Annotated in this window: 8 protein-coding genes; 4 read left to right on the forward strand and 4 right to left on the reverse strand. The window is 46.2% G+C overall.

What is annotated here, in order from left to right:
• Positions 1-247: 247 nt before the first annotated feature.
• Together istA and istB are read left to right on the forward strand one after the other, a co-directional pair.
• On the forward strand, positions 248-1,936 hold the full coding sequence (gene istA, locus PSE7367_RS21155; protein WP_015146090.1) for an IS21 family transposase: 1,689 nt from the start codon (positions 248-250) through the stop codon (positions 1,934-1,936).
• Entirely contained in the window at positions 1,824-2,501 is a 678-nt protein-coding gene (istB, locus tag PSE7367_RS09680; RefSeq protein WP_041699222.1) for an IS21-like element helper ATPase IstB, read from the forward strand. Before istA ends, istB begins: the two co-directional genes overlap by 113 nt.
• A gap of 296 nt (positions 2,502-2,797) precedes the next feature.
• Here the strand turns inward: istB and PSE7367_RS09685 are convergent, their stop codons facing one another.
• Entirely contained in the window at positions 2,798-5,725 is a 2,928-nt protein-coding gene (locus tag PSE7367_RS09685) for a DUF4347 domain-containing protein (RefSeq protein WP_015165184.1), read from the reverse strand.
• An 833-nt stretch (positions 5,726-6,558) separates the two neighbouring features.
• Here PSE7367_RS09685 and sir point away from each other — a divergent pair.
• Together sir and cobS are read left to right on the forward strand one after the other, a co-directional pair.
• Positions 6,559-8,469, forward strand: coding sequence for a sulfite reductase, ferredoxin dependent (gene sir / locus PSE7367_RS09690; RefSeq protein WP_015165185.1), 1,911 nt, complete (start codon positions 6,559-6,561; stop codon positions 8,467-8,469).
• Positions 8,470-8,483: 14 nt separating this feature from the next.
• The gene (cobS, locus tag PSE7367_RS09695; protein ID WP_015165186.1) at positions 8,484-9,266 is read left to right on the forward strand and encodes an adenosylcobinamide-GDP ribazoletransferase; all 783 of its coding nucleotides are present in this window, start codon (positions 8,484-8,486) and stop codon (positions 9,264-9,266) included.
• A gap of 743 nt (positions 9,267-10,009) precedes the next feature.
• Here cobS and PSE7367_RS09700 read toward each other — a convergent pair.
• The 3 genes from PSE7367_RS09700 to PSE7367_RS09710 form a co-directional block, all read right to left on the reverse strand.
• The gene (locus tag PSE7367_RS09700; protein WP_015165187.1) at positions 10,010-10,930 is read right to left on the reverse strand and encodes a hypothetical protein; all 921 of its coding nucleotides are present in this window, start codon (positions 10,928-10,930) and stop codon (positions 10,010-10,012) included.
• Positions 10,931-11,163: 233 nt separating this feature from the next.
• Entirely contained in the window at positions 11,164-11,667 is a 504-nt protein-coding gene (locus PSE7367_RS09705; protein ID WP_015165188.1) for a hypothetical protein, read from the reverse strand.
• A 395-nt stretch (positions 11,668-12,062) separates the two neighbouring features.
• Positions 12,063-12,287: a hypothetical protein gene (locus PSE7367_RS09710; RefSeq protein ID WP_015165189.1), complete on the reverse strand. Its 225-nt coding sequence runs from the start codon at positions 12,285-12,287 to the stop codon at positions 12,063-12,065.
• Positions 12,288-12,301: the final 14 nt, after the last annotated feature.

Raw genomic sequence — 12,301 nt, forward strand, 5'->3', positions numbered from 1 at the left:
ATGGGCAAATATAACAAAACCCATAGATTGAATGAACTTGAGCATACAACCAATCTATGGACTTGAGGCTTGTGTTAGGCGACAATTACCTTGGCGTCTGGATGACGATTACTTGGCATAAAAAGATGATCGCCAGCAAGGATATGAGATCGCAAGTGGAGGTAGGCGTCAACTAGAAAAAAAGAGATCAAAACGGGAAAAAAGAAAGACACTAAAGACGTTCAAACAGGAAAGTGGAACGTCAGCAGTGTCAGGTCAATATATAAAACAATATCAAGTGCAAGTGTACAAGAAAGCACGAGAGGTCGGCTGCAATCAAAATGAGTCAGCCGAGATTGCCGGCATATCAGTCCGTAGCGGCAGCCGTATTGAGCAAGGCAAACACCAGCCCAAGAGTAAAGGTGAGCGAGATTGGCGCACCCGCCGAGATCCGCTATCAGGAGTGTGGGAGGAAGAGCTAGAGCCAATGCTTCGACGTGAGCCTCGTCTAGAGGCGATGACATTGTATGAATATCTAGCCGAGCATTATCCAGGCCAATATGAGCAACAATTGCGTACCTTACAAAGGCGAGTGCAGGTATGGAAAAGTATCCATGGCAAACCGCAGGAGGTAATGTTTGAGATCCGCCATCAGCCCGGCGAAATGGGTCTATCAGATTTTACCGAGCTCAAACAGGTGGAAGTTACCATCAAAGGGAAACAATATGAGCACCTGCTGTACCACTACCGTCTGGCCTACAGTGGCTGGCAATATGTGCAGGTAATCGAGGGTGGCGAGAGCTTTATCGGCTTGTCTGAAGGATTACAGAATGCGCTGCATGCCTGTGGTGGTGTACCAAAGCAGCATCGCACCGATAATTTGAGTGCTGCCTATCGGAATATGGCGGGCAAACGGCATAAACCACTAACCCAATTCTATGCCGAGCTATGTGAACACTATGGCATGAGTCCAAGTCGCAATAACCCAGGCGTGGCTCATGAAAATGGCTCCATCGAATCTCCCCATGGACATTTCAAGCGCCGGTTGCGCCAAGCTCTGTATTTGCGTGGCAGCTTTGAGTTTGAGTCAGTGAGTGCATATCAAGAATTTATCGAGCAGGTGGTTGCCAAGCTCAATTGTAAATGCAGCGCCAAGTTTGCCGAGGAAAAAGTAACCCTACAACCACTACCGAGATATCGCTGTGCCGATTACGAAGAATTGACGGTGCGGGTGACCTGCCACAGCACCATTTCGGTGCGCTGCATTCTTTACACGGTGCCATCAAGACTGATTGGCAGGCAGCTGAATATTCATATCTATCACAACCGCCTGGTCGGTTATTTGGGGCAGCAACAAGTGGTGGAACTACCCCGTTTGCGAGTACATGGGTCAGCCAAAATCCGCCGTGCTCGCTGTATTAACTACCGCCATGTAATTGATAGCCTCAGGCGTAAACCCCGTGCCTTTATTTACTGCACCTGGCAGCAAGACCTATTGCCTAATCAACAATGGCGGCAGCTGTGGCAGAGGTTACAGGCTGATTTTGAAATCGATAATGCAGCGCGCATCATGGTTGAAGCCCTCTATATTGCTGCCAAGCACGATAGAGAAACTACAGTGGCCGACTATCTTGAAACCCAACTGCAGCAGGGCACTCTCAGCCTGAAGGCTCTACAGCAACAGTTCCTACTACCCCAGCAGCAATTGAGCGTACCTCAACTAAACGTACAACAACATTCGCTTTCAGCCTATGACCAACTCCTCGAAACCAAACCCGAACAATACTCTGAGCCTGATACTCAAACAGCTACGACTCTCGCACATGCTCCAACATTGGCAGACTATCGAGCAGAAGGCCACCCAACAGCATTGGGCTTACGACCGGTTCTTGCTCGCTCTGTGCGAATTGGAACTGGATTATCGCCAACAGAATCGGATCAAACGAGCTCTCGCTGAGGCTAAATTACCTACTGGTAAAAGCTTTACCTCTTTCGATTTTGAACATTGCCCTAGTTTCAAATCAGCGCCACTGATCCAACTGGCACAAGATACGGCCTGGTTGGATAGGGCCGAAAACTGCTTGCTATTTGGACCTTCCGGGGTCGGTAAAACTCATCTTGCTGCTGCGCTCGGGCGCTCGATGATTGAAATGGGCAAACGGGTTAAGTTCTTCTCGGCCTATGCTTTGCTACAACATCTACAGCAAGCCAAACTACAACTTCAGCTTGCCTCTATCCTTGCCAAACTTGACCGCTTTGATTTACTCATTATTGATGATCTTGGCTATGTCAAAAAATCTGAGGCTGAAACTTCCGTCCTGTTTGAGCTGATTGCTCATCGTTATGAACGCAAAAGCCTCATCATTACTGCTAATCAGCCTTTCTCGCAATGGGATCACATCTTTGCCGATGACATGATGACTGTTGCTGCCGTTGACCGCCTCATTCATCATGCTCTCATTGTTGAAATTCATGCTGATAGTTTCCGTAAACGCAACGCTGTTGAGCGCTCGCAAAAATAATAATCGCTATCAATCCGAATCTTACTGCTCCTTGAGGTTCAACATATGCAGTTCCTTTCAGCTTAGTTTTAGTTGTCATTTGCACACGTCATTTACATCCGCTATTTGCCAAGTAATTGACGCCGTCGAAATTGGTAATTGACATTTAACAGGCTTGAATAAATTGTACGGACTTGCCAAGACTTCAGGGTAATCGATCGCACTTAAACTTATGTGCCTAAATTATGTACTTGGCTTACTCAAGCCTTTGGTACAACAAATTCAAGATGCAAATTCTAGACACCTAGATTAAATATCTAGATATAGACCACATCGTCAGAATTGAGATCGGCGGCACTTTGCTGGAGGAGTGCGATTAGATCACCACCAAAGAAAATACCCTGACCCATAATATTCCTGCCTTCAACCATCAAGGAGATGGTTTGAGTGGTGTAGTCTGCTGGGGCACCAACTAGAACGAGTTGATCGCCATCTGGATTAAAGTCAGTAATATAGGCAAAGTCATCATTGCCATTGCCTAAGTAGTAGACTCCTAGCTGGTTACCCAACACAAAGACATCATCGCCGCTAAAGCCACTGCCAGTGAGTCGATCGATCTGACCAACCCCTTGCGAAGTGCAAGCTCCATCGAGGGTGTCATTGCCCTCCCCACCAAGCAGGACATCATTACCATCGCCACCAATCAAAGAGTCATTACCCAGGCCACCATTGATCCGATCGATGCCTTTACCGCCAAAGATCGTGTCATCACCAAAGTTGCCATTAATGCCTTGATTAGGATCGCCGCCAATAATCAGGTCGCCATTGGGTGTACCAGCAATAAAGGGATCATTCGGTCCACCAAACACACCAGGTGAATTAGCAAGTGGTGTAAAGAAGCTGGTATCGGTATCAGTATTATCGAGTGGATTAGCATCCATTTGGCCGATCGGTGTAGCCGTAGCCGTATTGCTCAAGCTGACACTCAAGCCCAAATCACAATTGACAATGCCAGTGACGGTAACAGTTGCGGTCTCGCCAGCTTCCACCACTACACCGGTTTGGTCAATATCACCAGTGCCCTCAAATAGGGTTCCTTCAGTGTCAACGATCGTCCAGGATACACCTAGCAACTCAACCGGGAAGGTATCTTCGATCGACACATTACTGGCATCTGCGCCGCCATTATTGGTAACTTCGATCGTATAGGTAATTTCTGCGCCAGGTAGTACCTCAAGGGTGGAGCCAGGAGCAGGAGCCTTGTCAACGGCCAAGTCCACATCAGACAGTTGTTCTACCGCCCCTAGATCAATTATGGCATTGGTAATTCTAGGTGCGCCGCGTTCATCGGTAGTATCGATCGTGCCAATCAGATCAGCAACCACGGCCGCATCCAGGCCAATACTGGTATAGAAAGTTTCTAGATTAGTTACAGTTTGATTGTAGGTATCATTTGTACCGACATCAAAGAGCGGATTATCAGCTACTGCAGGTACCAAACCATCACCAGGCTGTCGCATTGCATGGGTGAGGGGTGATCCGGCAGGCGCTCCATTCAATGCCAGGGTAGGATCTAAAATTTCGTCAACCCCACCTACGCCTTCAGTTGCAAAGGTAAGTGGGCCACTCGCAAACGTAGACCCAGTATCATCACCCACCAAGTTAGCGCCTGGTGGGGCAGTATCCAGAAAATCGCCAAATACATCAGGCGAAGCAGGGGCAACATTACCAGCAATAACGTTGTTGCCAGCAAAGATATCACCACTATTAAAGAAGCCACCATTATCCGCGAGGGTACTGCGGTAAATCCCACCGCCAATCCCAGAAGCGCCAGCAATAACAGTATTAAAGGCAACGGTTGAGTTGACGATTACCAATTCACCGGGGCCAGATTGCAAGATACCGCCACCACGGGCATTGGTAGCTGGATCGCCACCGGCAGTATTACTACTTACGGTGCTATTAATAATGGTTAAACCGGGATTACCATTATCACCGCCAGCACCTGTGTTGATGCCACCGCCACCATCGACGGGGAATACAACACCAGGACCATCGCCAAAGGCGGTGTTATTGCTGATCGTGCTATTGGCGATCACCATCGTGCCTTCAAACCTGTTAGTGACAGGATCTTGGAAGTCGGCATTTTGGATTGCGCCACCCACGCCAGCAGCAAAGTTGCCATCGAGGAAGGAATTATTAATAATTACGGTGCCACCAATGTTGTAGAGCACGCCCCCATCGGTACGAATCCCATCCAACATGCCTGGTGCTTCGGTTTGGCCATTGGTGATTGTAATGTCGTTGAGGACTAAGCGCGAATCGGTGGCCGAAAAACGAGGGCTGTCAACCGTATTGCCGCCAAGATTGTCACCACGCGGAATGTAAAAGAAACGAAATGGTGCTGCTGCTCCATCTCTAGTTAAGGTAGAGCCATTAGCATTGATGATGATTTCGCTGGTAATGAAGGGCAAACCAGTGGCACCAACGGGCTGGTTGAAAGCGGTAGATATTATTGCTGTCTGCGATTCGGCAGTTGGCGTAGTCAGGGTATAGGTTGAGCTTGCCGCCAGATTAATTGTATCTTCACCTGGGTTAGCGATTTCATCATTGGCCATGTTGATCGCGTCGATCAGCCCTGCCGTATCACCAGCCGCCACATTGAAGGTAGCTAACAAACCGCCAAAATCTGCTTGAGCCGCAGCCGAGAGCGCTGCACTAGCTTCGATCGCACCAGTGGTTACTTCTAAGTCCCAATCGCCACCAAGAGCCGCACTCCCAGTTGGATCGATCGATGCGGCTACATCAGCACCAGTGAGGGTAGCAATCTGCTCTACAAAAGTATAGCCGTCAGGGCTACCAGCCACATCACAGCCAAACAGCATGATGTCAGCATCTTCACTGAGATGATCGCCCCATGATTGTAGATCAGCGCTGTAGGCATCAATGTTACTGGCATCTAGCTGTGTTGCACCAAGCTGTAAACTACCGTCCGAGCCGTGAGAAATGACCTGAATACTGGCCACTTCATCATGCCAGCTCAGCTCTTGCGTAATCTGCTGAACACCATCTAACTCTGGGTCAAGCACAACCACTTGAGCAGAAGGATCAAGGCCAGCAATCACGCTTTCAAAATCGGGAATATCTGAATCAACGAATACCAGATTCACTGCTTCAGACCCATTCTCTCCCCCACCAAAAGCCCCACTTTTAAGGCTATCCAAATTACCTGTGTTGTCATTCATAATTTTTCTTAGGACTGTGCTATTCGCCTGAATTGCGCATATGAAGCCTTGTTACACAAACTACACTAATCAAGCTCATTTTGTCATTGGTAGAATCAGCGTAAGTAGATCTGATTACGGATCAGCTCAAACTAGTAACAAATATGGCTTAATAAGACAAAAACGCGCTGTAAATACGCTATATATAGACCGAAAATGTTGCTTTACCTATTTGAATCATGAAAAATTCGGCATATTAATTTAGTGCCGATCGCTTATTAAAATTTTTATTGCAGCTTTAAATTTTTGCCCTGAACAATAATTGCTTTAACCAGCATAAAATCGTGCTGGCTGCCACCCCTGGTTGTAAGTACGCTGGAAATTGCGAGTGCCTAGATAAGTTAGCATTCATAGCAAGTTAGAACCTAAACCACTACCCAAATATGCATTGCTAGGCATATCAAAGTTCTGGCGTGAGTTGATTGAACGGCAATTGTCGATCGATCGCTATTTTTGGATCTGCCAGAATTGGCAAAAAAGTCCCAAAATCACTCACTTAAGTTAATTATTAGCATTAAAAGTGGTTTTGTACATATATAAACCAATACAGAAATTCAGTTATAAAGCAATACAGAAATCAGTCTAGTTCATACTCTATAGCATAAATTTTGCTCAAGCTAGATAAATCTAGACGATCGCATCTGCCGATGGTAGCTATGATGCTAAACCGGCGATCCAGATTTCAGGATGATCAGCTATGTTAAGAATTCTCCCAAATTCACATCGGACTACCGGAGTTTAATTAAAACTCAAATATAATAGGTGGGGCAATATTAAAGTTAGATTCCGCTACTATGACTAATACCATGAAGCGCTCTAAGTTAGAGTCGATCAAGGAAAGGAGTAACTTCCTGCGTGGCCCCATTGATGCCGAATTAAATAATGATGATCCATTCTTTAGTAAAGACGGGATTCAGATTCTTAAGTTTCATGGTTCGTATCAGCAAAAAGACCGAGACTTGCAAAAAGCTAAGGCCAAAGGTGAAGCACCTACCTACAGCATGATGCTGCGCACCCGCAGTCCAGGCGGCATTATTCCTTGGCAATTATATTTAACTCTCGATCAACTCTGCGATCGCTACGGCAACCATACCCTTCGTGCGACGACGCGGCAGGGTTTTCAGATGCATGGTATTCTCAAGCAGGACTTGAAAACCGTGATCGCCGATATTGTCAAAAATATGGGTTCTACGGTCGGTGCATGTGGCGATATCAATCGGAATGTGATGGCTCCGCCTGCCCCCTTCAAGGATCGCCCCGCCTATGTATATGCCCATGAATATGCCCATAAGTTGGCGGATTTGCTTGCGCCCCAGGCTGGTGCCTATTATGATGTGTGGCTCGATGGTGAAAAAGCCGTAACCGCCGAAGCGCCAGAAGTTACTGAGGCCAGAAACAAATCAGGACGCGGTAAGCGAGATACTAATATTGCCAATAGTGATGAGCCGATCTATGGCACCCACTACATGCCGCGCAAGTTTAAAATTGCGATCGCCACACCTGGAGATAACTCAGTCGATCTATTCACCAATGATCTGGGCTTGGTGGTGATTACTGACAAAAAGCATAAATTGCTGGGCTTCAATGCCTACGTGGGTGGTGGTTTAGGGCGTACCCACAATAATGAATCCACGATCGTGCGCATGGCTGATCCGATCGCCTTCGTGCCCCTGGCGCATGTCTATGAATTTACTAAAGCCGTGGTGGCAGTGCAAAGAGACAATGGCGATCGCTTCAATCGCCGTCATGCCCGCCTCAAATATTTGCTGAATGACTGGGGCGTAGAAAAATTCAAGCAGGTCTTGAGTGAATATTATCCAGAACGATTAGAACCACTCAAACCACTACCCAAATGGCAATACCTGGATTATTTGGGTTGGCATGAGCAGGGCGATGGCAATTATTTTGTCGGTATTTCGATCGAAAATGGCCGCATTCTCGATCGTGAGGGGCTCAAGCTCAAATCTGCATTGCAGGAAATTATTGGTGAATATCACCTGCCAATGCACCTCACGCCCAACCACAATGCTTTGCTCTGCGATATTAAACCAAAAGATCGAGAGGCAATTCAGGCAATTCTCGATCGCAATGGCATTCTCGCCCCAGAGCAAGTTGATCCCCTGGTGCGCTATTCAATGGCCTGCCCCGCATTTCCCACCTGTGGTCTGGCGATCACTGAGTCAGAGCGGATTTTACCCAGTGTGACCGATCGCTTACGCAAATTGATCGATCGGCTCGGTTTGGGCGAAGAAAAGTTCATTACCCGGATGACAGGCTGCCCCAATGGTTGTGCAAGGCCCTATATGGCGGAAATTGGTTTTGTTGGTTCTGGGGTTGATGCCTATCAGCTCTGGCTGGGTGGTAATTTCGATTCGACCCAACTGGCGGCACCATATCTAAAAAGTATGCCGCTGGCGGAACTAGAAACCACCCTGGAGCCATTGTTTGTTTACTTTAAACAAGCTCGCAAACCCAAAGAAGGATTTGGCAGTTTTTGTGCGCGGGTTGGGTTTGATGGTCTGCGTAGTTTTACGGCTAGTTATGTGCCCCAAAAAGCTAGCAAGGCTGGAAAATCCAAAGATCAGCGCCGCCGGGTTACGCTTTCGACTGATACCTACGATCGCCTCAAGCAAGCTGCTAGCAGTCGAGGACAATCAATGAAGCAAATTGTGGAAACAGCGATCGCTAAATACCTGGATAGCTAGTTGGGTAGTTTAGTATGTCGTGGCGTAAATTTCTCGCCGCCCTGTTGTTCTATACCAACCTGCCTTTACCAGCTACTATTGCTGCCGATCCAGCCAAATTAGACTTTTTGGGCATTGCTGCCTATGCCCCGATTATTGGGATTGGCTTGGGGGCAATCCTGAGTCTATTGGATGATGGCCTGGTCTGGGTGATAGCTTGGCGAGATTTGGGCGAGTCGATGTTACTGTTGCGATCGGCTGTGCTGATCCTGGCCTTACTTTGGCTGACTGGTGGTCTGCATCTGGATGGAGCGATGGATACTGCCGATGGCTTGGCAGTTACCGATCCACAACGGCGGCTAGAAGTGATGGCAGATAGTCATACTGGTGCTTTTGGGGTGATGGCGGCGATCGCTATTTTAATGCTGAAAACAATCGCCCTGGCGCAGATTAATCAATTGCGGGGTTGGGTTTTGATTGTTGTTTTGGCCTGGGCAAGATGGGGGCAACTGCGATCGATCGCTGCCTATGCATATCTAAAGCCGGCTGGCAAAGGCAAGTTTCACAAGGACTCGATCAAGCCCTGGCAGCCTTGGCTATTGTTTGCGTTACTTGGGGTTTTTTTTGCGATCGCGGCGGTTCTGACTCAGCAGTTTTGGCTGATTTTGCCAATTAATTTAATTAGTGTGGCGATCGCCTGGTTGGTGGGAGCATGGTTTAACCATCAACTCGGCGGGCATACTGGCGATACCTATGGCGCGGTGGTAGAGTGGAGCGAAGCCCTAATTCTAGTTTTAGTAGCGATTTGGATTAACTAGCGGCCAGAAATAATGGCTCACAACTTAACAAAACTTAATCATACCGAGTTCTTTACTTTTATTTACTATCTTAGTAATACAGCAACGTAAGAGCTGCTTCTAGTTCCAATCTAGTTAATCCAGTCATATTGCGAGGGCTATGCGTGGACTGGTTTTTCTAGGCTAGAACCTCTGCTAAATTAAGCGACCAGCCAATTTTGTAGAGTATTGTTCTTCAGTTTCAGGATATGGGAACTAACTGCAGTGTCTGCTTTTCTGTAATCACATGAATCCGTCTTCAAACTCTGTCACTATTTTGGTGAGCAGGGTTTTTTTATGACTAACAAGATTGGTATTACCTAATGGTTAAAAGACCAAAGATTAACCAATTTAGTTCCCATCCTTATCCTGTGGCATATATAAATGCTTATAACAATTTTACCTTGTCCATAGTGCATATAAGACTCCTGGTATTTATGATGTAGATAATCTTAACCTTTTAGACTGCAATGATTTACGGTTTGTATTCTTTGAACGCCAATCAGGATATTAGTTAGATTAGTTATTCATTAGTTTTGATTTTGTTGATACTACTAACTGAAAACCTTGCCTTTGCTAGATTATTAGACTATGCATTCACCTGATGTCATCTTCTTTTTACTTGGATGATGCATCCATGCTGCTAATTGGGCGAATCCATCTGCCCTTGATAATATAGGTTGAATTTGTGACGATCGCTCTTTTTTAGCATTAATACTCACAAGTTAAAGCTGCTCCAGCTCCCCTGTTAATACATTGACCACTGGCAGCCCCGCGATCGCCTCTAGTCGTTGCCCTGCCCGGAGGAAATTAAGCTGACCATTACGATCGCGGCTTTCCCTAAATTTAGATGTCACATATCCCTGTTCTAGTGACACTTCTGGTAAATTAGCCAGCTTATCCCGCCGCACAAAATAAGCATTGTTGCCAGCACTATTACAACCAATGAATGCATAGCCCTTGGCTTGAGCTAGATGGTGCAAAGCGGCCAGGGATGCACCAAAGTAGAGATTAGAATGATGGGCAGCATGGCGATCGAAATCGGGGGTATAGGGGATTGAGATTGCCCGATCGCTACCAAACACGCTGTTATATTCAATAATCGCCACAATCGGTTCAATTACTTCGATCGCCTGCCAAACCCAATAATCATTGCCATCAATGTCGATGTGGAGAATGCCCACCTGCCGATCGAAGCCAGACTCTTGCAGCAAATCATTGATATTGTCTCGATCGCAAAAGGCTGCTTTGGCTTGTAGATCGTATTGCCAGAAAAAATAAGCCCGTTGCAATTTTTGGATATTACGCACAGAGCCATCGATCACAAATCCCGACCAGTTGTCATGCATTAACAAAAATCGGGTGTTTGATTCGCGGTAATCTTCAATGCCAAATTCAATGAAGGTGTGGTTGGGAAAATCTAGTTGCTGAATTAAATATTGAATGATGCCATCGTCACCCCACTGCGAGAAAACTTTAAACTCAACTGCCGCCAGGGATGATCTGGCCTGTCTTTCGTGCCTGGGCGATCGCAATAATATTTCAGCCAGGAGCATTTTTTGCTGATCCTGGTTGCGCTCTTGCTTAATCAAATTTACGATCGCTCGACGCAGGGTAAAAATGCTCTGATTGAGTTGCTTGATCAAGAGTCTTTAATTGCTCTGGTGGATTGCTAGGGTTTTTTTGTGGGTAGCAGCTTGATATAACGATCAGTGATGGCAACCAGACGATCGCTATTCCAAGAGGCATCTTAAAACTTTACTAGCTTTTGATTGGTGAGCATAGGCAAATTGCCAGGATTAAAGCATGAGCCTTTAAGTCATGATCTACTCACAAATTTGGTTCTGCCGTCTTTATCTCTATGATCTATGATCACCTTCTAGTTAACACTCCCAGCCGATTCACTGTTAACAAGGTTGGCGATGCCTTCAAAGGAACAAACCGATCGAGAGCTGACCATCATTTCAATCACAAATCTGCCATCTAGACCGATTTTAATCGGGGTGCGATCGTAGGCAATCAGATTCCAATCTGTCCATTGCGAATAGTTACCCTGCCGATCGAGATCGAAGCTACTGCTAGCCTGGGTGATGACCCGATTTGGATCTAAAATGAGGCGATGTTGCATAGTTGGCTCACGCAAATAGATCTCGTAGCCCTGCCGGGACTTGGCGATCGTGGCCAGGATAATTTCATCATGCCGCTGGATCGAGCCATCAATGCTGCTACAACTCACTGAGCCAACGGATTGGGTGGCTGCGATCGCTTTACTACTAATGCTAATTCTCCTAGTACCAGTAGTACCAGGAACGCGGTTAAAAATATAAGGGATTGGCAAATACCCTACGGCGGCGATCAGGATTAATCGGTTTAGTTTGCTCATTTTGGCCACACTTAACCATACTTAATCATGCTTGATTATAAAAAAATTCTCCCCATATTTGACGAGAACTAAAAGCTAATCATGCTTCAATTAATAACGTTACCAATAAGATTGTTAATTAGGGTTGACTATTACTGAAAATCAATATATAAGGAAAGCCACATTTCTACTCATGAGTTTGTACTCTTTTGCCCTGTTACCCCACAGGGCTATTTATTTTGCACAATAGTCGATCGGCTAAATTAAACTTTGCCTTGAATTAACTATGAATATGCAAATAAATATAAGCAAGCAAATAATTATTGCTAATCTGATTAACGTAATTTTAGCAATAAATAATCATGTATTGTCTCATTTAGTGCCAGTGCAATTTTTTTCAAGTTTGACCTAGCTGCCTATGGGCGCGATCGCCTAGCTGATTTACTAGATCTACGCGTAGTTTGGCGAGACTGGACTCGCTTAGGCATTTGGCTCCGCCGCAATGGATCAAACAGGTAACTTGAGGCCAGGGCAATCATACCCGCCATGCCCAGCGCGATCGCTGCTGCCACGTTAGCGATCGCAAACAGAAATCCCAAAATTATAAAAAACAGGGCAATCAGTTGCATCGCCTTTGCCATAACTGGTCACACAA

Origin of the sequence: Pseudanabaena sp. PCC 7367, from assembly GCF_000317065.1 — a bacterium.
Classification (GTDB): domain Bacteria; phylum Cyanobacteriota; class Cyanobacteriia; order Pseudanabaenales; family Pseudanabaenaceae; genus Thalassoporum; species Thalassoporum mexicanum.